20 protein-coding genes are annotated in these 25,337 nt (G+C 34.9%); 4 read left to right on the forward strand and 16 right to left on the reverse strand.

The genetic code is table 11. The annotated features are described in order from the left end of the window. Positions 1-72: 72 nt before the first annotated feature. The 7 genes from DNU06_RS05570 to DNU06_RS05600 form a co-directional block, all read right to left on the reverse strand. Entirely contained in the window at positions 73-1,494 is a 1,422-nt protein-coding gene (locus tag DNU06_RS05570) for a TolC family protein (protein ID WP_111062237.1), read from the reverse strand. Then, on the reverse strand, positions 1,491-2,837 hold the full coding sequence (locus DNU06_RS05575; protein WP_111062238.1) for an HlyD family secretion protein: 1,347 nt from the start codon (positions 2,835-2,837) through the stop codon (positions 1,491-1,493). The genes DNU06_RS05570 and DNU06_RS05575 overlap by 4 nt, the downstream gene beginning before the upstream one ends. Before the next feature lie 3 nt (positions 2,838-2,840). Further along, a complete protein-coding gene (locus DNU06_RS05580; protein ID WP_199398990.1) occupies positions 2,841-4,607 on the reverse strand; it encodes a peptidase domain-containing ABC transporter in 1,767 nt (588 codons plus the stop codon). A 128-nt stretch (positions 4,608-4,735) separates the two neighbouring features. Continuing rightward, entirely contained in the window at positions 4,736-6,871 is a 2,136-nt protein-coding gene (locus tag DNU06_RS05585) for an endonuclease MutS2 (protein WP_111062240.1), read from the reverse strand. A gap of 233 nt (positions 6,872-7,104) precedes the next feature. Then, positions 7,105-9,147: a T9SS type A sorting domain-containing protein gene (locus DNU06_RS05590; protein ID WP_158526825.1), complete on the reverse strand. Its 2,043-nt coding sequence runs from the start codon at positions 9,145-9,147 to the stop codon at positions 7,105-7,107. Between the two features lie 306 nt (positions 9,148-9,453). Next, on the reverse strand, positions 9,454-10,986 hold the full coding sequence (locus DNU06_RS05595) for an SDR family oxidoreductase (protein WP_111062242.1): 1,533 nt from the start codon (positions 10,984-10,986) through the stop codon (positions 9,454-9,456). 58 nt (positions 10,987-11,044) lie between these two features. Continuing rightward, positions 11,045-11,473, reverse strand: a complete 429-nt coding sequence (locus DNU06_RS05600; protein WP_111062243.1) for an RrF2 family transcriptional regulator — start codon at positions 11,471-11,473, stop codon at positions 11,045-11,047. A 203-nt stretch (positions 11,474-11,676) separates the two neighbouring features. Here DNU06_RS05600 and nirK point away from each other — a divergent pair, with 203 nt between their 5' ends. The 4 genes from nirK to DNU06_RS05620 are packed head-to-tail and all read left to right on the forward strand — an operon-like array spanning position 11,677 to position 15,934. Continuing rightward, a complete protein-coding gene (gene nirK, locus DNU06_RS05605; protein ID WP_111062244.1) occupies positions 11,677-13,131 on the forward strand; it encodes a copper-containing nitrite reductase in 1,455 nt (484 codons plus the stop codon). A gap of 9 nt (positions 13,132-13,140) precedes the next feature. Next, entirely contained in the window at positions 13,141-13,908 is a 768-nt protein-coding gene (locus DNU06_RS05610; protein ID WP_111062245.1) for a formylglycine-generating enzyme family protein, read from the forward strand. Between the two features lie 12 nt (positions 13,909-13,920). Then, positions 13,921-14,631, forward strand: coding sequence for an SCO family protein (locus DNU06_RS05615; protein WP_111062246.1), 711 nt, complete (start codon positions 13,921-13,923; stop codon positions 14,629-14,631). Positions 14,632-14,641: 10 nt separating this feature from the next. Then, positions 14,642-15,934, forward strand: coding sequence for an alginate export family protein (locus DNU06_RS05620; protein ID WP_111062247.1), 1,293 nt, complete (start codon positions 14,642-14,644; stop codon positions 15,932-15,934). A gap of 11 nt (positions 15,935-15,945) precedes the next feature. Here the strand turns inward: DNU06_RS05620 and DNU06_RS05625 are convergent, their stop codons facing one another. From DNU06_RS05625 to DNU06_RS05665, 9 genes are all read right to left on the reverse strand, one after another. Continuing rightward, a complete protein-coding gene (locus DNU06_RS05625; RefSeq protein ID WP_111062248.1) occupies positions 15,946-16,593 on the reverse strand; it encodes a DsbA family protein in 648 nt (215 codons plus the stop codon). Positions 16,594-16,717: 124 nt separating this feature from the next. Continuing rightward, entirely contained in the window at positions 16,718-17,107 is a 390-nt protein-coding gene (locus tag DNU06_RS05630) for a hypothetical protein (protein WP_111062249.1), read from the reverse strand. 128 nt (positions 17,108-17,235) lie between these two features. Then, positions 17,236-17,688, reverse strand: coding sequence for a hypothetical protein (locus DNU06_RS05635; RefSeq protein WP_158526826.1), 453 nt, complete (start codon positions 17,686-17,688; stop codon positions 17,236-17,238). Positions 17,689-17,738: 50 nt separating this feature from the next. Then, positions 17,739-18,518: a LuxR C-terminal-related transcriptional regulator gene (locus DNU06_RS05640; protein WP_111062251.1), complete on the reverse strand. Its 780-nt coding sequence runs from the start codon at positions 18,516-18,518 to the stop codon at positions 17,739-17,741. Positions 18,519-18,725: 207 nt separating this feature from the next. Further along, the gene (locus tag DNU06_RS05645) at positions 18,726-19,097 is read right to left on the reverse strand and encodes a VOC family protein (protein WP_111062252.1); all 372 of its coding nucleotides are present in this window, start codon (positions 19,095-19,097) and stop codon (positions 18,726-18,728) included. Positions 19,098-19,138: 41 nt separating this feature from the next. Beyond that, positions 19,139-20,443, reverse strand: a complete 1,305-nt coding sequence (locus tag DNU06_RS05650) for a TolC family protein (RefSeq protein ID WP_111062253.1) — start codon at positions 20,441-20,443, stop codon at positions 19,139-19,141. Between the two features lie 9 nt (positions 20,444-20,452). Next, complete coding sequence (locus tag DNU06_RS05655; RefSeq protein WP_111062254.1) at positions 20,453-23,605, reverse strand: efflux RND transporter permease subunit; 3,153 nt, start codon at positions 23,603-23,605, stop codon at positions 20,453-20,455. 21 nt (positions 23,606-23,626) lie between these two features. Then, entirely contained in the window at positions 23,627-24,733 is a 1,107-nt protein-coding gene (locus DNU06_RS05660) for an efflux RND transporter periplasmic adaptor subunit (protein ID WP_111062255.1), read from the reverse strand. Continuing rightward, the gene (locus DNU06_RS05665; protein WP_111062256.1) at positions 24,730-25,239 is read right to left on the reverse strand and encodes a MarR family winged helix-turn-helix transcriptional regulator; all 510 of its coding nucleotides are present in this window, start codon (positions 25,237-25,239) and stop codon (positions 24,730-24,732) included. The genes DNU06_RS05660 and DNU06_RS05665 overlap by 4 nt, the downstream gene beginning before the upstream one ends. Positions 25,240-25,337 lie beyond the last annotated feature (98 nt).

A 25,337-nucleotide genomic window follows, 5' to 3' on the forward strand; every position in this document is an offset into this window, starting at 1 on the left:
GACAGCCTGTTTCATTATTTCACTAACCATTTACACGGTTTAAAACACACACAATATTCCTTCCTAAAAGTACTATTCATTAAAAGGTAATATTCCCAAGGCATATGCCGTAGACACTTTAGCTTTTTGGTTACTAATGGTCGCTTCTATTAAATTCAATTGCGCTTCAATCAAAGATTTTTCTCTTGCATTCAATAAAAACACACTACTTTCTCCTAGGTTAAACAATTTTTGTTCACCAGATAAAAGTTTGGTATAATTTGTCACCATATCCCTACTCACATTAATTTGTTGAATGGAAGTCTGCCAACCATTATAGTACGCCCAAATGTCATAGGTTTGATTTGCTTTTAAATAGGTCATCTCGACTTGTGCATCTTGTAATGCCAATTGATTTAATTTTAAAGCACCCCTTTCTTTTCTAATAAACACCGGAAAACTTACCTCTGCCCCCCATTTGTAATTATTAATACTATAATTTTGCCAAGGATTTCCATTTACGGGGGCATTTAAAGCGTTATACTTTATATTTACTTCCGGTTTCAACTGTTCCTTACTCAAACGAACATCTACTTTAGCAATATCAACTTCGGCTTGGTATTTTAATAATTTTGGGTGATAACTACTTAGACTATCTAGCATGGCTAAGATGGGTAAATCCATTTCAGCAATCTGCAAATCTGCCACATTTGGCGGTAAAACAGTCGGGGACAATTCCAAGGGAATGTAGCCATTTTGCCATAAATAAAGGTCCATTTTTGCTTGGGCATTTTTAAAATGCAATTGATAATTGGCATAACTAAAAACTCTTTGTTGTAAATTTATATGAGACTCCAAAGTATCCATAAAAGGCTTATCCCCCAATACTGCACTCTTCTTTACATCTTTGAGTCGAATACTAGCATTTTCAACAGCAAGCGCATACAGCTTCATTTTATGATAAGCTTTAAACCAATCCCAGTAGACCACTGTGGCATCATAAACCAGTTTATTCATTATCATTTGTCCCTGGGCAACAGAACTTGCTTCATAAATTTTTGCCTGCTTTAAGGTTGCCCTTCTCGCATCTATCATTAAGTTTTTACCTAACGGAATTTTCACTCCTGCACGCCATAAGCCATCTCCTGCCGTCGCATTTTCTGGATTAATATACTTGCCTTGACCTATATCATATCCGGCATCTAATTCAACACCAAACCAAGTAGGCAATTTTAAACCACCACCAATTAAACTATAGTATTGTGTACCATCAAAATATTTTTGACTGGCGCCCCCATAAATCTTTGGATCAAACCCTCCTTTAGCCTTTATCAGATATGCTTGTCCTTTATCCGTTGCCAGTTTTGCTTGCAAGGCAACAGGATGCTCCTGGATTACAATTTCTAAAAATTGATCCAAAGTAAAAACCTCTTTTACTGTTCCTTGACTGTAGACAAAACTACCAAAGAAAATTATCGAAATAAAAAGTAAAAACTTATCGCTTAGTCGGGTCATTTTTTTGATTTTTGGGTATTTTCCTGCGTATAAAAATTAGGTGGAAAGCCATTAATTTTTCGCCATATCTCATAAAAAATAAACACATCCTCTAACAATATCATGTTATTGGTTCCACCACCATACCTTAAAGCTTTAGGCCAAGGCGCTGCATTTGGATTAGGCTTCACCAATACCCTATACTTTCCATTAAGTCCTAAATACATATCAATACCGTAAACAACCCCGCTATACGTACCATAATTAGCATTAGGCCAGCCAGAAAAAACAATCGCAGGCCAGCCATCAAAAATAATCCTAACCTCTTGGTTAATCTTCAACAAAGGCAAATCAATTGGCGCTACAAACAATTCCACGGCCAGTTCATAATTAGTCGGTACAATATGCACTACAGGAGACCCTTCCTTAACCACTTCCCCTAACCCATTGGTTACTAATTTTGCAATATAAGCATCTTGTGGTGCAAGAATATAATACATCCCTTGTCTTAAGGCATAATTTGCATATTGATTTTCTAGTTTAGCAACCATAGATTCCGAATCGTATTTACTGGACAAGGCAGTGAATATATCGGCTTGAATTTTGGCTACATCCGTATCATATTTGGCTGTGATATTTCTAATTTCAACTTGACTATTAATTTGCTCATTCTTACTGGTCAACCATTTATTTTTAGCTTCCATTTCATAAGATTTAGCTTGTTGCGCTTTTACCCCTCTATTTTCAGCATCTGTCTTTGATTTTAATCCATCAAAAAAAAGACTATCCGTCCGCCCTGCTTGATTGGTTGCCGTTTTAAAATTCATTTGCGCTACGACATAAGCAATACTGTCTCTTTCCACTTTTAATTCAGCCTGCAGCAGTTTATTTTTTGCTTGTTGGAGTTTTAAATTTAATTGGCTACCCAAAGCCATTACTTGCTGATTTAATGCACTTGCTTTCTTGTCATACGCATCCGTGGTAGACTCCTTTAAAGTCAATTGATCCTGTGTTCGTGGCAACAATAGAGGGTCAAAATAATTGTCTTTTACTTCCGAGATAAAAGCAATGGTATCGCCCTTTTTTACCAAATCTCCTTCTTGTACATACCATTTTTCGATTCTTCCTGCAATGACGGTATTTATAGATTGCGGTCTCTGGTCAGGTTTTAAAGTGGTTACTTTTCCATTGGTTCTTATATTCTGTGTCCAAGGTAAAAAAGCAATAATAATCAAAAGTAATAAAACAACCAGACTGACCCTTTTTACAAGACGTTTGGAACGTTTGGACTCCACCCGTTTTAACACGTGTAAATGTTTAAAATTTTCGGCTTTAGAAACACTGTTATTTGAAATATTTAGCATGACTTAAAGATTTAAAAAGGGTTTTATATTTTTAAAAGTATCTATCTTTTCTACCTTGCCATTTTTCAGTAAAGCAGTATAATCAAAATAAGAAGCTATGTACTTATTTGAAGAGGCAATCACCAAGGTCCATTGCCTTTCCGCATCTGTTAAAAAACGAATAATTCGGTCACGCTCTACTGGTGAAATAGAAGCAAAAGCATCTTTAATCAATAAAAGTTTAGGCTTATCCGCTATGCTTCTTGCCAATAAAATTTTATCTACTATACCTTTCGAAAAACGTTGCCCTTCAGATTGAATTACTGTATTATATCCCTGAGGAAGTTGCTTTACAAATTCGTCAAGTCCCATATTGCGCATGGCCCATTGTACATTTTCAAAAGTAGCTGCTTTTCTTCCCATGGATACATTTTCCAATAGCGTTCCTTCAAAAAGCAATTCTTCTCTCAAGCAATCCCCAATCAAAGATCTAAGTGCTGGTAAATTTAAATTCCCTTGGGGTAAGTCCTGATAAGACACATAACCGCCTTTAGGACAGTAAAGTCCGGAAATTAAATACATTAAGGTCGATTTTCCAGAATCGCTATCTCCCAAAAGTAAATTACTCGAACCAGCTTCAAAAGTGATACTCAAGTCATCTATTACCGCCACTTGCATGGTTGGATAAGTAAAAGAAACAGCATTTAGTTCCACTTTTAAACCTGCTGTTACCTCCAACATAGAAAGGTCGGTACCCGCTTCGTTTTCTAAAGGCATATCCGTGACTTGACCTATTTTCTCTAAGGAAGTCAACACATCATAAATAGTTTCTAAACTCAATATGAGTTTTTCCACAGAATTTAGCACCAATAAAATAATAATTTCAGCAGCAACAAATTGACCGATATTCATTTGCTGTTCCATGACTAAGATACTACCGATAATCAATAAACCGGCAGTGATAATTACCTTAAAAATGATCATCAGTTTATACTGATAGACCAATACTTTAAAATGACTTTCCCTTGCATCAATATATTTTTCCAATGTCGTATCCATTCGTTCCAATGGTAAATTAGTATTTCCTGCCAGCTTAAAGCTTACCATGGTTCTAGCCAACTCTTCTAACCAATGTGCCACAAAATATTTATGCTTCGACTCGGCTAGGCTGGTCTCTAAACCAACCCTTGCAGTCAACTTAAAAATGACATAAGCCAGTACTACTAAAATTAAGCTAAAAGCAATAAAGAAAGGATGATAAAGTGACAGTAAAATCAATCCGAAAATGACTTGTATGGAAGCCGTAGAAAATTCGATTAGTATTTTTGACAAACCTTTTTGAACCGATACTACATCAAAAAAACGATTCATTAATTCAGGTGCATAATACTGGTACAAAGCTTCTAACTTTATTCTTGGCATACGGTATGCAAATTCAAAAGCAGCCCTGGTAAAAATTTTTTGTTGTAAATTTTCCGTAATCTTCAATTGACTAATCTGCAAAACACCATTTATGATTAAGCCACCAATTACAAAAGAGACCAATACTACCCAAGATGTATTTATATCTCCACCTTGGATCAAATTAATTATGGCCTGAATTCCTAAGGGTAAAGACAAATAAACCATCCCTTGGAAAAAGGCGTAAACATAAACATTTCTAATCTCTGACTGGTCAGGTTTTAACAACAACCAAAACCGTTTAACAGGGTTCATTTTTAAGGAATCAAAATCCATATTACTTGAGCTTTTATCTATAAAATAGAATAACAATACTATTATTGCTGACAAAGATAATAGTAATACTATCAATTAAACAAGTAATGATACCGTTATTTTTAAAAATGGCACAAGAACAGACCTTAGCTAATGCAGAAAAAGCTAGTCTAAATTATTATTAATTAAATATTTAAATGAAATTATTCTATTTCAGAAAGTTGGGTGGAAAATATAAAATTTCCAATCATTACTTTGATTTTTTTGCCATTTATTTCCTGAATGACTCCCGTTTTGTTTTGTTGTTTTAACTTTACTTGATCCCCTACTTTCCATTTTTTTACGACTTTTACAGGTTCAGGCTTATCGACACTCCCAGGTGTTTTTTCCTTAGATTTTGCAATCGGTTTTCCTAGGTCAGGCAATTTCAATTTTGCATTTAGCTCCACGGGATTAACTTTAGCCAATACTTTTGATTTTTCAATTGCCACCATTTTTTTCAGGTCTTCATACAAAGCTTTGTTGGTCTTGTGTTTTTTATATTTTTGAATCATCTCGTACACCTTTTTACCAGTGTTGACAAATTTATTTTGTTGTTCAAAAAATTGGGTTTGCTTTTGCGACTTCTCGGTTAATTGACTAAGCTTTTTCTCAAACAAATCAATCTGTTTTTTTGCTTTGGCATTTGCTGCAAACTGTTCCGTATTTATTTTTTTAAATTTCGATTTTTCTTTTTGTAGCGCAACTGTTAAACCATCAATCTTTATTTTATTATCTGAAACCTTGAGTTTCGCTTTTTCAATCAATTCTTTTTCAATGTGATTAAACTCCGCCACTTCGAAAGTAAAAGAAGAACCTGGTTGTCCCACTGAAAGTTGATATAAAGGGGATAATTTTTTAGTATCAAACAACATACAAGCATTCACTGCATGTGCTAAAGTTGCCGTTAATATTTTAATATTAGTATAATGGGTCGTGATAACCGCATAGGTTTGCTTTGCGTATAATTCCTCGTAAAAAACTTCCGCCAAAGCTCCGCCCAACTCTGGATCTGAACCACTTCCAAATTCATCCAATAAAAGCAAAGTCTCCTTGTCAGCTACTTTTAAAAAGAACGCCATTCTATTCAAGCGATAGCTATAAGTACTCAATTGATTTTCGATCGATTGGTTGTCACCTATGTCCGATAAAATCATTTTAAACTGTCCACAAGTCCCACCTGGTTCAATAGGAATAAACAAGCCACACTGTAGCATCATTTGTAATAAACCTACCGTCTTTAAGGTAATGGATTTACCACCTGCGTTTGGACCAGAAATCACTAAAAACCGTTGTTCCTCATCTAACTCAATATCCTGTCCTTCTGTAGGATAATTTAAACTATTATTTTGTCGCAACAGCAAAGGATGTTTGGCTGCTTTCCAAATAATTTTTTGCTCATTTACTATTTTCGGCTTTACCCCTTGGTAAGATTCTGCCAGCATTACTTTTGCATTGAAGACATCAAACCGGACCAACAAGCGTTGAAAAGCCTCTAAGTTCGACTTTTCACTTCTAAGCTGGTTGGTAATATTTTCAAGAATCAAATAAATCTCATGTCTTTCTTCAATTCTTAATTGATCCTGACTTTCGTTGAGAGGCATATTTTCTTTAGGCTCCACATAGGTGAAATTTCCTTTAGCTGAAATACCGTGTACTTTACCTGGAACCCTCTTTTTATATTGAGACAACACCGTTAACAATCTTCGATTATCTAGATGAGTTTCTTCGCTTTCACCTAATAATTCTTCTCCCCTATAATTTCTTAATAATCGTTCGAAGTTTTTATTTATGGCTTGAAAATTTGATTTTTGTTGTTCGCGAATAGCTTGTAACCTTTGGGTTGCGCTATCTTTTATCTGCAGCTTTTTTGGATCAAGGACTTTTGTAATAATATGCAGCACATCATCTATCCTAGTAATGTGCATACAAGCCTTAAATACCAATGGAAATTGAATTTGGTTTTGTTTGGAAAATCGCAGCAACAATTTAGTACCTTGACAAAGGTTTAACACTTTGATTAACTCGTCTAAAATCAAAACCCCATTTTCAATACGTAGCATTTTTAAGGCATCATCAATGTCCTCCGCATTAGAGTGTGGAAAGTCCAATTGATTATCGTGGTACACCAGCTGAATCTCTTCTATTAATTTTAACTCATTATCTAATGCCTGAATATCCTCAAAATACTTTAAGTTTTTAACCAATTTCTTGGCTTTTTCCGATTTGCAATACCCTGCTAAAACGTCGCATACGACATCAAATTCTAGGTCTTTTTTCGATTGTATATCTATTTCCATTAATGATTCAGCTGAATGGTATTCGGTAGACAGACGCTTTACTCCTTGTCAATATAATGGGCTTCCTGCAAGCATATTCTTGCCAATAGTCGATCCTACTAAAAAAACAAAGACGTTTACGCATCCTTTTTTATTTAAAGCAAAAATATACTTTCAAAATGATTGAAACGAATTAATTGGCATAAAAAAAGGCATTCTCTGAAGAGAATGCCTTTTTACATTATATGTTTAACTTAAGATTTAACGAATAATTTTCGACCCAATGCATTGGGTGTTTTTAATTCTAAGATATAGGTTCCATTCTCTAATTCTCCTAAATCAATTTGAATAATACCATTACTCACATCTGTTTTTAACAAAATTTCTTTCCCTTCCATTGTCAATACTTTGATAGAGGTCAACGTCATGGAATTTGGTTGAATAAACAATTCTTGACTTACCGGATTAGGGTATATTTCAACTGCATTAACCAATGCTTCTGAAAGTCCAGTATAATCTATATTATTACAAGCAGAGGTAGCAGTACAGCCATTTTGAGTAACTATTACAGCATAATTACCAGTTACACCAGGCTTAAACACACTAGAGGTTGCACCTGCTATAGCCATATTATTGTTATCACAATCTACCCATTGAAAAGTTGCCGCTGCATTTGTGGTAGTCGCCGTTATGGTATCACCGCTTACCATCACACTTGGATCAACTGTTTCAATTGACAAGTTTAAAGTCACGATACTATCACAACTATTTACACCAGTATGTACTTCGTAATATACGCCTGCAGCAGAAATATTTTGATTATTGAAGAAGTAAGTAGTCCCAGTACAAATACTTTCATTTAATTCCGTTTCTGAAGCTGGATTTACGGTTAAATTCAACGTAACCAAACTATCACATCCGCCAGCATTAGTAGTTGTAAATGAATAGACGCCTGTAGTAGTTAAATTCTGACTAACAAAATAATAACTATCCCCTTGACAAATCTCTTCGGTTAGTGTTAAAGAACTAGTTTGATTTACAGCCAAATTTAACACCACTAAACTATCGCAACCACCTACAGCACTTAACAAGGTGGAATACTGACCAGCAGTTGATATATTTTGACCATCAAAGGTATAACTTTCTCCATCACAAATTGACTCATTCATAGTTTGGGTATAATCTACCACTGCAGTCAAGGAGTCTAATCCAATAACGTAACTACAAGAATTTTTGTTTAATGCCAAATCAAATGTAGTAGTACCTGTAGCGTTAAAACTATACGTATTTACTGCCGAATTTTGAATACTTGCACCATTCAAAGAAAAATTATAATTATCGAAACCAACAGGTGAAGCAATTAAATTAACAAGAGCTCCATCACAAATAGAATCATTGGTATAGCCAGAACTTAAGGATACTACACCTGCTGTCATAACCGCATCTAACATAAAAGTTCCTAAGGTATTGTAAGAAGCCATGCCTCCACCATTCGTCTCAAACCCAAAATAAGTACTATCTTTTACGACAACAGGCGCTTGTGTTGCACAAGGAAAAAAACCTACCCCCGAAGTTTGTTGAATTTGTCTGATACCCACGTAAATGGTTTGTCCAGAATAGTCTACATTACCATTTAAAAATGTTAAACTAACAGGGTTTCCTAAATCAGCATTTGCAATGGTATATACCACAGAAGAATCTACAATTACTCCAGCACTATTTAACAAAACACCTTTGATTTTATTTCCAACATTAGCGGTACCAGTAGCCATAATCACGGTAGATTTTTTCACAAGAATAGAAACGGTTGATGCAGGCAATTCATATATATTTGCCAATATACCGGTTCCTGTATCGTATCCTACACCAAGATTGATTGGGCCATTGTTGTTATGTGAAACTGTATCACAGGAAACATACTGTGCAAAATCCATCATATCATTGGAAGGCACATTATCTGTTGGGAGGGAAGCATTGACTGTTTGTGAACCTAAATTAACGATAGGAATATTAGTGAAATGTAAGGTATCGGTTGCACCAGCAGCTAAACTAGCCAATGTTTGTACAATCGAGTATGGATTAGCACCTGTAACCGATACAGTAACCGGCGTATTCGTGACCACATTCGCAGAGTTATTTTTTATGATCACATGTGCTTCAGTACTGGTTTGAAAGAGGTTATTAATCTTACCTTTATCCGTATACAAACCTTCAACAGACAAGTCATTAGTGCCTTGTCCAAATGAAAATACTGCTGGTAGCGCAAAAGCAAAAAGCAGAAGTAAATTTTTTCTCATAACATTATAATTTATTGGTTTCAATGAAGATAGTAAAATAAGTGAAACAAATGTTAAATTTTTATAAAATAAAACAACAATGCTCATTTATTGTTAATAACAACACATACAAACCATTATAAAAAATACTCCTGTTCTTAAAACAAAATTACATGATTTGGGACTAAATCCCACTTCAGCAGAAAAAATTACGGTGTTTCGGGACTTAAAAAGTCAAATATAGACGCCAAACTAGTTAGAATGGCAGATCCTACTCCCTATAAACGAGAAACTTACAAATTACTGGAATAAAAATCAGCTTTATTTTTACCAGCTAATAGGCATATAATCTTTAAGAAATTTTCCCGACCAATGTTTTCCTGTATTAATACCATCTAATAAAGGATCGAGTACACGGGCTGCGCCATCTACAATATCCAAGGGAGGTTGAAAATCATGCATCTCCTCCTTCTTTTTAGATAATTCTATTGGATCTTCATCCGTTACCCATCCAGTATCTACCGCATTCATATAAACACCATCTTTGGCAAATTCACTGGCAGAAGTATGGGTCAACATATTTAAAGCTGCTTTGGCCATATTGGTATGGGGGTGACGTGCTATTTTTTTGAAGGAATGAAACTTCCCTTCCATAGCCGACACATTAATAATGTGTTTTTGTCCGGTATTTTCTTTACGCATCAAGACCGACAATCGGTTACAAAGCACAAAAGGCGCAATGGCATTTACCAATTGAACCTCTACCATTTCGAGCGTTTCAATTTCACCTAATTTCAATCTCCAACTGTTGGTTTTTCGTAAATCTACTTGTTGTAAGTCGGCATCCAACTTACCTTCAGGAAAGACCTCATTGGCTGCAAGAGAATTATCAAAACTATAAGGTATTTGCGACAATTGCGCAGAGGCTCTTAAACCAATACCTGGTGCTTCCCCATGCCAAGTCACCGGCATATTTGTTTTATTCACCGTTTTACCCGACAAAGATTGGAGTTCGTTTAAACAATTAAAATGCTCCTTTAATAAGGTTTGTGCAAATTCAGGTAATTCTTGAATTGGCAAATTTTCCTTGTCCATTAAATGCTTAAAAAATCCAGCAGGACGACGAACAGTTTGCGCTGCATTATTAATTAATATGTCAAGTCTTTTATATTTTAACTCTATGTAATTGCAGAATATTTCCACACTTGGAATATGTCTTAAATCCAATCCATGGATATGTAACCTATGTCCCCATTGGGTAAAATCTTCTTCTTTAGAAAAACGCAACGCAGAATCAACTGGAAAACGGGTAGTTGCAACTACAGTTGCTCCCGACCTTAACATCATTAAGGTAATATGATACCCAATTTTTAATCGAGAACCTGTCACCACCGCAACTTGATCCGTTAAGTCGGCTGTTTGAAAACGTTTGGCATAATTAAAGTCGCCACAAGACGTACACATGGTATCGTAAAAATGATGTAAAGTGGTAAATTCCGCTTTACAAACGTAGCAGTTACGTGGCGAATCTAATGTGGTATACTTTCTTTCTTTTGGTAAGTCCAAAAATTTTGGGGCAACAAAAACATTTGATTCTCTGGCACTTCGAATACCCGTTTCTTTACGGGCGTGTTTTTCTCTTTCAACTATTTTTCTTTTAGCTGCCTTTTTAGCATCTTTTCTTCGTCTATCGGACTCGGTTTTATTTGGTCGTGAGAGTTGTCCTGCCAAGGTCATCAGCTCCACTCTTTTTGATTCGGGCAATTCAAACAACTGATTCGTATCTGCCAATAAATCTTTTAACGTGTCAATACAAGCATCTACACTACTATCCTTTTCCGAAATTGAATTTCCTTCCATGCGTAAAAATAAAAGTGCAAAGTTAATTCAATTTTACCTAATGAATCCTAACCCGGCCCTATAAAATAGTAGTCTCCCCTTTTTCAACAGCCAAAGCAAAGTCTTCAATGCTTTTTTGTTGAAGATCTTTCAATAATTTCACCTTAAATGGTTGGTATAAATAATGCATGGGACAAGGCGTTTCATTACTGCAAGTATGCAAGCCCATAATACAAGCATCAATATCAGTTAAACCCTCCATGTTTTCAATGATATTGATTAAGGGGGCTGCCTTATTTTCTGCGGTTAAAAAAAAGCCGCCATTTCTTCCTTTTGTCGAAGAAATTAATCCTTTTTTACTCAGCGATTTTAAAATAGTAGCTAAATAAGCATGTGGAACATCAATTCTATCTGCAATTGTACCTGGGCTCATTTTAGAAGTCTCATCCGTATGAATAGCCAAACACAAAACAGCCCTTAATGCATATTTACTCGACTTTGATAACATGTTACAAATTTAAGTATATTTTCTAAATACCAGCCGGACTCCTCCTTCAAAAAACCGCTAAAACAATGTTTGATAAGTAGATATGGCTTTACTGATAAAAATCATATATTTACACTACAAAGGACATATTCAATAAAAGTATATTCGTATACTTTTATGCTCAAATAAAAGGATCCAGTGGCCCTTATTTAAAAATTAAGATTATGAAAAGTAAAAAAATGAAATTGTTGGCAGCCCAATTAATCTGGCTCCCCTTATTTTTCAGTTGTAACTCAAACAAAGTAGACAGCTCTTTAGAACTGGATACCGCGTTAATACCAGTTACCAAAACCATGGAAGCAGAACTTACAGCACCACCTTTTGTTCCTGCACCTGTTGGAAATAGGGCAGCCATGACCTTAAAAGTAAACATGGAAATTATAGAAAAAGAAGGAACCATGACAGACGGTGTAACCTATAATTACTGGACTTTTGGAGGAACAGTTCCTGGAAGTTTTATTAGAACAAGAGTTGGGGATGAAGTAGAATTCACATTATCCAACCACCCTGACAATAAATTACCCCACAATATAGATTTACACGCAGTAACTGGTCCAGGTGGTGGCGCAACCTCTTCTTTTGTTGCTCCTGGTCACCATAAGATGTTCAAATTTAAAACTTTGCAACCAGGAATCTATGTCTACCACTGTGCTACTGCACCAGTTGGAATGCATATTGCCAATGGCATGTATGGGTTAATTTTAGTAGAGCCAGAAGGAGGTCTTCCAAAAGTAGATAAGGAATACTATATCATGCAAGGGGATTTTTACACCGAAGGAAAATATGGTGAACCTGGATTACAAGCATTCGACATGACTAAAGCGGTGGAAGAAAGAGCAGATTACGTGGTATTTAATGGCCATGTTGGTGCATTAACTGGCGACAATGCCATTACTGCAAAAGTTGGAGAAACAGTAAGACTATATGTAGGAAATGGTGGACCAAATTTAACTTCCTCTTTCCATGTTATTGGAGAGATATTTGACAAGGTGAAAATTGAAGGTGGTAGTGAAGAAAATCATGATGTTCAGACCACATTAATTCCTGCCGGCGGTGCAACAATAGTGGAATTTAAAGTAGAAGTTCCTGGTACATTCATCCTTGTTGATCACGCCATTTTTAGAGCCTTTAATAAAGGCGCTTTAGCCATGTTAAAAGTAGAAGGAAAAGACAATTTAATTGTATATTCGGGAATGGTTCAAGAAGGAATCTATCATCCAGAAGGCGGCACCATTCAATCCATGCCTGGAGAAGGAGCACAAGCTGCTGTGGTGGATAATAAAACTAAAGCAGAAAGAATTGAATCTGGTCAACAAATTTACATGAATACTTGTTTTGCTTGTCACCAAGCAAGTGGAGAAGGCGTGCCAAATGCATTTCCACCCTTGGCCAAATCTGATTACTTAAATGCAGATATAAAAAGAGCCATTGGAATTGTTGTGCATGGTAAAACTGGTAAAATTACGGTCAACGGGAAAGCATACAATAGTGTAATGACTCGACAAACTTTAACAGATGTAGAAGTTGCAGATGTATTAACTTACGTGTACAATTCATGGGACAATAATGGTACGGAAGTCACTCCTGCCATGGTCACTGAAGTTAAAAGCGCTCATTAAATTAAATTCATGAAAACCAAACACCTCATTTTAATTATTTTAAGCACTTTTACTTGGCTTGGTTTACAAGCCCAAACAAAAATGGTTTTTATCAAAGGGGGGACTTTTGTCCCCCTTTATGGCACTGATTCATTACCAGTAAAAATTAATGATTTATATATGGATGTTTATCCAGTAACCAATATGCAATACTTAGCCTTTGTTAAGCAGCATCAAAAATGGCAAAAAAACAAAGTACTTAGAATTTTTGCAGATCAAAATTATTTAATGGGTTGGCTAAACGATACTACATTAGCCAACAACATGAACCGAATGTCCCCTGTTACAAATATTTCATGGTATGCCGCAAAAGCATATTGCGACTGTTTAGACAAGAGATTACCTACTGTAGATGAATGGGAATATGTAGGCATGGCTAACGATTCTATTCCGGATGCCAGACTTTTAAAAAATTACAATACTTATATTTTAGCTTGGTATGAAAAGCCAAGATCTTATAAAAACACCATAGGCTCCACCTTTAAAAATTATTATGGCGTATACGATATGCACGGTTTAGTTTGGGAATGGACTTCAGATTTTAATTCCATTTTAATCTCTGGAGAATCAAGAAAAGATGTAGACAATGACAAAAACCTATTCTGTGGAAGCGGTGCAGTTGGAGCAAATGACTTAATGGATTATGCCGCGTTTATGCGTTATGCCTTGCGGGGTAGTTTAAAAGCAAATTACGCCATGAGAAACTTAGGTTTTAGGTGTGTAAGTGATGTAAAATAAAAAATACTAATTATGAAAACAACCATCAAAATATTATCCTTATTATTTATTTTTCTTATTATAAGCAGTTGCAGTACAGACAACCAATTAGTGGAAAACGACATTTACACCTGCCCTATGCAATGTGAAGGAGATAAAACATATTCATCCCCTGGCCACTGCCCTGTATGCGAAATGAATTTAACACAACCTGTAGCAAAAGTATTATATGATGAAACGGACCTCCTTTCAGAAAACTCTATTTTTAATTTAACCTCAAAATGGCAAACCCAGAATAAGGAAACCATTACCTTAAAAGACTTAAAAGGAAAACCTTTAGTCGTGGTAATGATTTACACGACCTGTAAGGCTGCCTGTCCGAGACTGGTTGCAGATGTTAGAAATATAGAAAAAACATTAATTGCAGAAGATATAAAAGATGTAAAGTATATTTTTGTCAGTATTGATCCAGAAACAGATACGCCAGAACAACTCAAAGCATTTGCTGTTGAAAATGTAATGGATGATGAAAACCATGTTTTCTTGCATGGATCAGTGGATGATGTGCGAGAATTTTCTAATGTTCTTGCTGTAAAGTACAAAGAAATTTCTCCCCTAGATTTTTCTCACTCCAACATCATCAGTGTTTTTAATCCTGGCGGAGAATTAATAAATCAAGTAGAAGGACTAGGAATGGATCAAACAGCGACCATTAATGCTATAAAAAGTATCACCACTCATTAAATTAATAAACATGAAAAAAACCGCGCTTATATTTGCAATTCTATTGCTTAATAATCTGTCACTTTTCTCACAAGACTTTAAATTATCGGCTGAAATTAGACCAAGATTCGAAGCCAGACATGGCTACAAAAAACTAATGAGTAACAACCAGAAAACCGCTAGTTTTGTCTCCCAAAGAACCCGTTTAAATTTTGAATTTGAACAAGATAAAATAGCCGTTAAAGTAACTGCTCAGAATGTAAGAGTTTGGGGGGATGTTTCTACCTTAAGCGCTCAGGACATTAATGGCATTACCATGCATGAAACATGGGCCAAGTACCAATTTAATGAGATGGTCGCTTTAAAAGTAGGTCGACAAGAAATAGCATATGATGATGAGCGAATTTTTGGCGCTGTTGGCTGGGCACAACAAGCAAGAAGTCATGATGCCGCTTTGGTAAAATTAGATTTTAAGCGTAAAGGTAAATTAGACGCGGGATTTGCTTATAACAGTAATAACGAAAATATAACCGATCCTGGTTATTTTATCAATCAATACCAAAACATGCAATTTTTATGGTACCAAGTTCCCCTTGCAAAAAGTTTTAAATTAAGTTTACTTGTCTTAAACAATGGCATGCAATACAGTATAGATAATGTGACAAGAAAAACAGCCTATAGTCAAACCATGGGTGGTCGTTTGGTGTATAAAAAAAATAAAATTGCTGCCAATGCTGCTTTCTACTATCAGTTAGGTGAATTACCGCAAACCATAAGCACTGGAACAGTTATTCAAAATGCCTATTATGTAGCTGCCGATATCCAATATCGTCCAACCTCTTCCTTTACTTTTGGTGGAGGAATTGAAATATTGAGTGGCAATGACATGAGCAGTACCTCCAGTCAAAACAACGCCTTTAATCCTTACTATGGTACCAACCATAAATTTAATGGTTTAATGGATTATTTCTATGTAGGAAATCACCTAAACACAGTTGGTTTAGTGGATATTTATGTACCATTAACTTTCAAAAAAGATAAATTAAAAATAAGTACTACCGCCCATTATTTTTTAACTCAAAACAACTATGCTATAAAAGTCATTGACTATTTGGCAATTTTAGACCCTAGTTTAGGCACAGAAATAGACCTGACAGTAAATTACAAATTGAGTAATGTATTTGAAATAAGCGCAGGGTATTCACAATTTTTTGGAACCCAAAGCTTAGAAACTATTCAAGGAGGGAACGCTTCTTTAAGTAATAACTGGTCATGGCTTATGTTAACTTTTAAACCTGTTTTATTCCAAACCAATTTGAAATAATAAAATAAAATTTACTTGGAAGTTGTTTCCATAATATGCGTGTAGGCAACTTCCAAGTGTTTTAATTCTTGATAACCATTAGAGAGCATAAAAAATTCTTTCCCTTTTTTTATCACTAAAGCAGGAAAACCTTGTATCCCCATTTCTGCGGACAACTGAAAATCTGCTTTTGTTGCCAACTTTGCTTCCTCACTTTCAAAAAGGGATTCAAACTTTTCAGGATCTAAACCATGTGCTTTCGCCAAGGATAAATAAGTAGCCAAATCATTGGTGTTTTTATTATCCCGATAAAAAGCCGTCTGCACCCCTTTAAAAAAAGCCATTTCTTTTGAAGGATCCAACATTCTAACCACTACCACGGCTCTAGAAGCCGGCTCTGTGTCGTACACGAAATTAGGATCATTTAAAATAGCATCCTTAAAAGGCATACCTGTTCTTTCCCCAATTTCTACCCAATGCGACATTAAAATATCCCGCATGTCTTTTGCTTTCTGCCGGTTACCAGGTCTTAAACCTCCTTGTACTAGTCTTAATTTTAGTTCTGGATGTGCCTGTATGAAACCATCTAATTCCTTTGTGAAACCATAACACCAAGAACACATAGTATCCCCAACATATATCAACGCATTCTCGTCCTCGTTTATCCAATCTAAATTCATGTTACAAAATTAAACAATCCTATACCGCTTAAAACAGCAATTAACAAAATTTAAAAGCGGACCAAATATAAATGAATTCAGAGACAGTATGAAAATACCTTATTAGATTAGCTTACACTATATTTTAAGGTAACTTTCTTTTTGGTTTCAACTGAAAAGCCATCAGCATCAAAAATGCTGTAAAAAAAGTTCTAAAAATCATGGCACCTATTGTTTTCGTTTCGTACAAGCCGCCATTGATAACATGTATCCAAAAACCTATTAGACCAACAACAAGCATTACCAAGGCAAGTACTAAAGGCTTAACCATCCAAGACTCTCCATTATAAATAGCAAATGCTGCTAAAAGGTAAAGGACACTGGCAATAAAATTCACCCAAACGACAATGGGCACATAATTTCCTTCCATGGCTCTTATGCCAAACCAATCAAATATTACAGAACTGCTTAAAAATAGGGTCAACAATCCAAACAATACCAATACTACGGTCAATACATTTTTTTTCCATTTCATCTGTATAAAATTTTAGTTAGTAATCACTAACAAATATAATCCTATATTTTAACTTATGCCCACTTTAGCCAAAATATTAATGGGTAAGAAATTATAATAAATATTGCTTTGCTAAAAAAGAGCGCAAACTACTTACTTTGAAAGTAAGTATAAAAAGTTTGTATTTCGGCTTTAATATTAATTACTAACGCCTTACCTTCAGCTACACTGGTGGCCATCACCAGGGCATCTTTAAGCTCTAAAAAAGGCTGCAGCAATTTATGAAATTCTTGATGCGCTTGTCCTTTCATGGTGTCACTGGCGCGTATAATTTTAATTTGATCCCCTACTCGGTCACCCAACAGCTGATAATCGACTAAATCTTTACTTTGAAAGTTCGCTAGCTGATTTTTAATATTTAAAATGCCAACATGCATCTCTGTATCCACCAACCACTTTTCCCCATTATTTAACTCAAGGTCTAACGGATTAGAAACATTGCTTACCTCCTCTACTACACGTTCCACTTTTTTAAGAACGACCTGTTTCGTTTCTGCAGTAGGACTGCAACTAGCCCCCCATAAGAGTACAGCTGCTAGCAAAATTATATGTTGGTATCTATGTCTTAAAATCATTCCTATAAATATAGGAATTAAAACCAATTATTATCCTTTGCAATCATTGCAGCTTCGGTGATATTATGGCAATTCATTTTTTTTAAGATATTCTTTCTATGCGAATGAATGGTTTCAACACTTCGATTGGTTTGGTCAGCAATTTCTTTCGAGATATACCCTTTAACCACCATACTCAACACTTCCATTTCTTTTTTGGATAAATTATATTGATTTGCCGTTTTTGCAATTGGAAATATAGCCTGAAAAAGACGTTCACTCTCCCTACCTTCTCTTACTCTAGTTACTTCGCAAAAAAGTTCTTTGTTATTACAAAACTCAGATATATCGGTCATACTACCTACAATCACTAAAGGAAAACCCTCTTCTCCTAAAATGATATTGGTATAGCGATTTAACATACATTTCACCTCACCTTTTGGCGTTTTAATTCTATAATTATAAGCAAATTTCAACTCTTCTAAATCCTTATCTTTTTGTTCTTTCGCAATTTGAATTAAGATTTTTAAAGTTTTCGAATTCAATAACTTTACGTCTTCTTCTAAAAAATAATTGTAGATATACTGGGGACCATTATCCATCATTTCTTGGTATTCTATCCCAAATATTTGTTCAATATTTTTCCCTAAATGAATAAAAGTATTGTTGCGATAATCAATGGCAAATAAAACATGATTTAAAGCATCACTTAAATTATCTTCATAAAACGCTTTGTTAAGGTACTTTTTGTAGTCCTTAATAAAACTTATTCCTTTGGTATGGTTGGCTTTTTCTAAAACCTGTAACACATCTTTCATTGCAAGTTTTTCACCAAAAATAGGGATTTTTATCCGACTTAAATAGTTTTACATTTGTTAAAAATACTATTGAATCGTTTGTAAAAAGTATTTGTTGTATTTGAAATATTTTAAGGGAAAATGCTAAATACCCCCTTAAAACATTCAAAACTATTTAATAACGCCTAAATAATATATTTTATTTAGGCGTTTTTTTATGGTTAAAAATCAGACATGTTGGTCAAACAATATTGGATTTCCATCTGGGTCTTCAATACTAAAACTTGCAGGGCCCGTTGTACTTTCATCTGCTGCGTTTAATATGGTAATTTTTTGCGTTTTCAACTTTTTCTGAAGCATTCTAATGTCTTCAAAATTAGCCAAAGGACTAGCCTGGTTATCCCAACCTGGATTAAAAGTCATTATATTTCTATCAAACATGCCTTGAAACAAGCCAATAGTCACAGTTTCGTTTCTTAAGATTAACCATTTTTGTTGGATATCTCCTCCTACTTCTTCAAAACCTAATTTATGGTAAAACGCTTTAGAAACTTCAATATCTTTTACGTTTAAACTTACTGAAAATGCGCCTAACTTCATTGAATTATATTTTATAAATTTTACCGCAGTTTACAAATTATTTAAGGATTAATTAATGTCCCTTCCAATTTTTTTAATTGAATTTCTGCTATTTTAGCATTAAACATGGCAGTAGTTAGACTTACTTTTGCATTGATTAAATTCAATTGTGCTTGGCGAAAATCAATAGAAGATATTTGACCAAGGTTGTATTGTTCTTGCGTTTTCAAAAAGTTTTGATTCGCCACTTCCACATTCATTTCTTCCGTATTAATAATCACCAATTGGTTTAAATAAGAAGCCCAAGTATTGGCTAATTCATTACTTAGGTTTAGTTCAATTTGACTTTGATACAATCCTTGTGTTTCTACAGCAATTTTTGCATTTTGCACCTTAGTACTGGTAGCTCCTCCATCAAACACATCCCAACTCAAACTCAGTCCCGCGCTTAAACCGGTAGCATTTTGCGTCGCAAACAAAGAAGTTGGACCATAATTACCATTGTTTAATCCATAAGAGACAGCCGTAGAAACTTGTGGCATCCAACCAGATTGGTTTAATTTTACATCATATTTCGCTAAGTTTTTGTTAAGTTCATATTGCTTTGCTATGTTATTGTTCTCTTTCATATTACTGGTAATTAAATCAATATCTAACAATCGATTCACTTCTACCGATTCATCCACTTGAAAAGATTGATTGACGGGAAAACCCAATAAGTAATTCAAAGTCCTTTTCTCATTGTCCAACGCAATTTGCCCATTAATTAAATTAATAGAATCATTATTCACATCCACCTTAGCATTCAACACATCTAGACTTGTTTTTTGACCGTATTTCAACTGGTATTCCGTACGTTTTAACCTGTTTTTAGAAATATCAAAAGACTCTTCATAGCTATTAAGGTTAATGGTATTTTTAGCGATATTGTAATATGCTGCATAGACATTTAAAATAGTATTGTCTATTTGAATTTGCTTTTGCACTCCTGCTAGTTCATATGCCGTTTTCAATTTTTCAAAATTATGCTTACGGTACATGCCATTAAACAAAACATAGTTTACCCCAATGGAAGCATTATACGCGGTAGACTGGATCCCATCAATATTAAGTTCTTCTCCAGTTTGACGCACTACATAAGCATTGTTGTTGGAATAATTACCACCTGCGCTTACCGAAACAGTGGGCAAATAGCCAGTATTTTTGATGTCTTGATTATTGGCCGCTTGGCTTAGGTTGTTTTCATAAATTTGGATATCATAATTCTTATCCATAGCAATAGCAATTGCCTGCTCTAGCGTCAATTTCTCTTGGGTAAGCCCTACGGTATTAAAGAGTAGGACTCCTATAATTAATAAATTTTTCATGCTTATTTTTTAATGTTCTTTTTCTGCTTCTATTTCTTTCACTGCTCTTTCAACAGCTTCATGGGTTGGTCTTTTACCTTCCCAAAAATGAACCATATTCACCTTAAAGCCATTGGTATAAGACAAAAGTATTGGTAATAAAATCAAGGTCAACACCGTTGCTATTGCAATACCATAGGCAATAGAAATAGCCATTGGAATTAAGAATTGAGCTTGTAAACTTTTTTCAAAAAAGATAAGAGGAGCTAAACCAGCAATAGTAGTTATGGTAGTTAAAAAGATAGCTCTAAAACGAGACTTCCCTGCTTCCACTAAAGCTTCATCAAACTTCATCCCTTCTTTTAAATTTATATTGAATTTACTGATCAACACCAAGCCGTCATTTACCATAATACCAATCAATGCGATAATACCTAACATGGATAAAATATTAATTGGGAAATCGTGAATATAATGTCCCCAACCTACGCCAATTAAACTAAACGGCACCATTATGAGTAGAATTATAGGCTGACTATAACTTCGGAAAGTAAATGCAATAACAAAGTAAATAAGCAATAATATGATTGGAAAAACCACTTTTGCGGAATCTATCACCTTAGAAGCTTCTCTATTTTGCCCTTCATAAGTAGCAGAGACAGATGGGTGCTTGGCAAAGATACCTGGTAATATGGCCGTTTTTATATTATTCATAAAATCTGTAGCACTGGCTTTACTATTTTCCATATCTGCAGACACTTGAATTTCACGTTGTCCTTCTAGGTGATTGATTGTAATTTCACCACGTTCAATTGTATATTCTGCAATTTCACTGAAAGGAATTCGGTCGCCAGAACTTGTAAGAATACGCATGTCATCCAAGTTTTTAATGGAAGTTCTTTCGCTTTCTAAATAACGCACCCAAATTTTAATTTCATCTTGTCCCCTTTGAAAACGTTGTACTTGATTCCCAAAAAACGCGGAACGGACTTGAAACATTACGTCGTTCATGGTAAGACCTAACAAATAGGCATTCGGCTTTAAATCAATTTTGATTTCCTTAATCCCTTCTGGATCATTATCGGCAATATCCTTTAAGCCTTCCATTTGTAACATGGCCGATTTTAATTCATTTTTAGCCGATTTTAATTCCAATACATTATTTCCTAATAAAGAAATAGAGACAGGACTTCCTCCAAATTGTGACCCTGAGCCAAAAGCTAAGGCTTCTACCCCATAAAACTCACCAGAAAGGTCTTGAATTTCTTTGGTTAAATCTGGCGCGGAAAACTCTCTTAGCTCCCCTTGCAATAAATTAATATCTAATTTGGCAGTCGCTGAACCAGGCCCAATGGTTTTAATGATATTTAATATCACCGAATCCCCAGTAGACTGTATGCCTTTATATTTTTCATTTACTTCCCAAGCCTTTTCTTCAATGACAGAAATAATAGAATCTGTTGTATTTACATTGGTTCCTTGAGGCATGGTTAAACTGATAGAAATTCTATCACTGGCGATTTCTGGAAAAAAAGTTGTTCGAATGATACCACCACTGATACCGCCAACTGTGATTAAAAACAAAGCAATTAGAACCGTTAAACTGATAAATCTATTTTTCACTGTAAAGTTTAAGACCGGCACATAAAGCGTATCTCTTAAATAGACCATTACTTTTTCTGCTACACGGTTAAACCCATAGGTTTTTGCATCTCGATTTAAGGCTTTAGAGTGGGCAATGTGAGCAGGTAAAATTACCATAGCCTCAAGAAGAGATATGCCAAGCGTCAAGAGAACAATGATGGAAACCTCTCCAAAAAACTGCCCCAGTCTACCATCTAAATATAAGAAAGTAGCAAAAGCTAAGATAGTGGTAACTACTGCGGAAAAAATAGGCGGAATCACTTCAATGGTTCCATCAATCGCTGCGCGAATAGGGGTCTTTCCTTTTTCATAATGGGCGTAAATATTCTCTGCAATAACAATTCCATCATCCACCAGTATACCAATTACAATAATCATCCCGAACAGGGACAATACATTGATGGTAACATCAAATTGACCAGCAAAAGTAAACATCCCTAAAAAAGAAACAGGTATACCAAAAGCTACCCAAAAAGCCAGTCTAGGTTTTAAAAACAAAGACAAGATAATCAATACCATCAACATCCCTTGCCAAGCGTTTTTCAATAATAATTCCGTTCTTTGGTTAAGTGTAATTGAAGAATCTGATATAACAGCAAGTTCAATCTCTTCATTATTTTTGTTGTAATTAGCAATGTATTCTTTCACATTATCAGCTGTTGTAATTAAATCTTCGCTATTGGTATTATTAATAACAATACGCACAGAATTATTGCCATTAAAAGCCAAACTGTTTGGCGTATCATTAAACCTATCTCGAATTTCAGCCACATCTTTTAAGCGAATAATATTACCATTTTTATCGGCTTTCACAACAATTTCATTCAATTCAGTTGCATAATAAGCACGGTGAGAAGCACGAATTAAATACTCTTCCTCCTCGGTTTTAATAGAACCACCGGTCGTTAAAATGGCATTATTTGCTACAGCATTTGCAACTTGAGTAAAGCTTAAATTAAAAGCACGCATATCGGCTTCTCGGACTGCGATTTCAATTTCCTCATCTGGATAACCGCTTAAGGTAACCATTGAAATACCATCTATCAACCGTAATTCCTTTTCTATTTGTTGGGCTTTTTGTTTTAAGGTAATTAAATTCACATTTTTCCCGTTAACGACAAAAGAAATAGTCTCTCGTGAAGCCTCTTGAATGGCAATAATTGGCGGTTCCATTCCAGAAGGAAAACTTGGCACCTTGTCCACCGCGTTTTTAACATCTGCAAGTATAATATCTACATCATACTCTCTAAAAGTTTCGACGGTAATCACAGCAGCATTTTCACTAGATTTAGAAGTCACCCTATCAATTCCTTCCAACCCTTTTAAGTTATCTTCAATTTTAAGTACAACCCCCTCTTCCATTTCTTGCGGAGAAGCACCAGGATAATTAGTTGTTATGATAATGATATTAGATTCAGACAAGGGAAAAAAGGAGGAAGTCAATGACTTATATCCCAAGATCCCGAAAATTGCAAATGCAATAATAATGATATTAACCCCTATTGGGTATTTAATAAAATAAGAAATTATTTTTTTCATTTGAATGTAATTATCGCTTAGTTATTGAATAATAGAAACTTTCATACCTTCAAATGCTCCAGGTACGGGTTTTGACAACATTTTCGTACCATCCGCTATACCTTTTACTATGGCTGTATTGGCGTTATCGAAAATAATTTCAACCGGTAGCAAGCTTAGCTCTTGATCAATCACCACATAAATTGCTTGGTTATTTACCAATAAACTTCTGGATATTTCAATAGCATCCACCACATCTTGGGCATCAATATCCGCCTCAATAAATTCTCCCTCGCTTAAATCTTTTCCACTCACTTCTACAAAAATTTGAATGGTTTGCGTACTGGTATTTACTTGCGGATTGATACGTACCACTCTTCCTGTCCAACTCTTGGTTTTATCAATGTTATTTAACTTTACGGACTTACCAATTTGCAATAAATCTTTTAAAGTTGCATTTACATTCAACTCTAACTCATAGACACCAGGTCGGATAAACTCACCTAATTTTTGTCCTTGATTCACTAAAGAACCCACAGTAACAGCCGTTTGCACTAACACGCCTGAAAAAGGTGCTCTTATGGTATACTTTTTAAGACGCGTTTCTAAATTTTTGATATTATAATAAGTGGTACTGATATTTTTACCCGTGATATAATGCGACTCTTGTTCTGATTTTACCTTTGGTAATTCTGGTAAATCACTTTCAATATCAATTGCATTCAAATAATCATTCCACATATCAAAGGAAGCAGGATAATCAAATTGAAGGTCGGGTAAAATACCCGTAATTGCATTTTTAAATGCAGCCCTTTGAGAAATCACAGATGCTTTAAATTCATCATTATTAATTTGTATCAAAGTTGCACCTTTCGAGAATGCTGTTCCAGCTTTAAAAGCTTTATTACCTTGTTGAAAAACGCCAGTCACTTCTGCATAAATTTCCATTCTATCTTTGGCTAAAATACTACCACTAGTAGGAATTTGTAAGGGAACTAATTTATTTTCAGCAGTCTGAACGTAGACAGATGCTACAGAATTTTCAATTTTATTTTCGGGCTCTTTTTTGCTATTTGCCAGTAAACGATTCACTAAAAATCCCAATGCTAGTATGGCGATTCCGGATATGGTGATGATTATTTTTCTCATTGGTTTTTGTTTGAATTTATAAATGTATGGGTAGCGAAATCTTCGTTTACATTCGCTTGAATTCTTTTTAACATATTTATTAAAAGTTTTAATTCTTCAGCTTTGAAGCCTTTTTGGATGATTCCTGACATTTCATTAAAAACAGGAGATGTTTGATCTAAAATTTGCAACCCTGCTTTAGTAATAAATAAATGATTGACTCTTTTATCTTCTTTTGATGGAATTCTTGCCAAATAATTTTTCTTTTCCAGCACATTAATTGCTCTGGTCAAGGAAGACTTATTCCGGTTAGAAAACATGGCCAAATCATTTTGATTTACCCCATCATGCTCTTGTAACTTATGTAGCAATAAAAATTGCATTTTGGTCAAATCAAACCCCTTTGAAGTCAGCATATGATCGACACGGTGTTCCATCATTTTTACTGTCCTCCCCAAATTAGGCGCTAGTGAATCTTTAAAATCTTTTGGTAACATGGCACAAAAGTAATATAATATTAGTTGCATACACAACTATTTTAAAAAATTAATATATTTTATGAAAACACTCCAATTTATAACCAATTAGAAAACTGATACCTCAACAACAACAATGGTTGCACATA

The sequence above is a fragment of the Putridiphycobacter roseus genome, from assembly GCF_003234935.1.
In the GTDB taxonomy this organism is placed as follows: domain Bacteria; phylum Bacteroidota; class Bacteroidia; order Flavobacteriales_D; family Crocinitomicaceae; genus Putridiphycobacter; species Putridiphycobacter roseus.

Coding starts and splice junctions, on each gene's coding strand:
- DNU06_RS05630 (WP_111062249.1), bottom strand. CDS start 17,107: ATGAAATGGAAAAAAAATGTATTGACCGTAGTATTGGTATTGTTTGGA.
- nirK (WP_111062244.1), top strand. CDS start 11,677: ATGAAAAGTAAAAAAATGAAATTGTTGGCAGCCCAATTAATCTGGCTC.
- DNU06_RS05665 (WP_111062256.1), bottom strand. CDS start 25,239: ATGCAACTAATATTATATTACTTTTGTGCCATGTTACCAAAAGATTTT.
- DNU06_RS05570 (WP_111062237.1), bottom strand. CDS start 1,494: ATGACCCGACTAAGCGATAAGTTTTTACTTTTTATTTCGATAATTTTC.
- DNU06_RS05655 (WP_111062254.1), bottom strand. CDS start 23,605: ATGAAAAAAATAATTTCTTATTTTATTAAATACCCAATAGGGGTTAAT.
- DNU06_RS05610 (WP_111062245.1), top strand. CDS start 13,141: ATGAAAACCAAACACCTCATTTTAATTATTTTAAGCACTTTTACTTGG.
- DNU06_RS05585 (WP_111062240.1), bottom strand. CDS start 6,871: ATGGAAATAGATATACAATCGAAAAAAGACCTAGAATTTGATGTCGTA.
- DNU06_RS05625 (WP_111062248.1), bottom strand. CDS start 16,593: ATGAATTTAGATTGGATAAACGAGGACGAGAATGCGTTGATATATGTT.
- DNU06_RS05650 (WP_111062253.1), bottom strand. CDS start 20,443: ATGAAAAATTTATTAATTATAGGAGTCCTACTCTTTAATACCGTAGGG.
- DNU06_RS05620 (WP_111062247.1), top strand. CDS start 14,642: ATGAAAAAAACCGCGCTTATATTTGCAATTCTATTGCTTAATAATCTG.
- DNU06_RS05660 (WP_111062255.1), bottom strand. CDS start 24,733: ATGAGAAAAATAATCATCACCATATCCGGAATCGCCATACTAGCATTG.
- DNU06_RS05595 (WP_111062242.1), bottom strand. CDS start 10,986: ATGGAAGGAAATTCAATTTCGGAAAAGGATAGTAGTGTAGATGCTTGT.
- DNU06_RS05615 (WP_111062246.1), top strand. CDS start 13,921: ATGAAAACAACCATCAAAATATTATCCTTATTATTTATTTTTCTTATT.
- DNU06_RS05645 (WP_111062252.1), bottom strand. CDS start 19,097: ATGAAGTTAGGCGCATTTTCAGTAAGTTTAAACGTAAAAGATATTGAA.
- DNU06_RS05575 (WP_111062238.1), bottom strand. CDS start 2,837: ATGCTAAATATTTCAAATAACAGTGTTTCTAAAGCCGAAAATTTTAAA.
- DNU06_RS05600 (WP_111062243.1), bottom strand. CDS start 11,473: ATGTTATCAAAGTCGAGTAAATATGCATTAAGGGCTGTTTTGTGTTTG.
- DNU06_RS05590 (WP_158526825.1), bottom strand. CDS start 9,147: ATGAGAAAAAATTTACTTCTGCTTTTTGCTTTTGCGCTACCAGCAGTA.
- DNU06_RS05640 (WP_111062251.1), bottom strand. CDS start 18,518: ATGAAAGATGTGTTACAGGTTTTAGAAAAAGCCAACCATACCAAAGGA.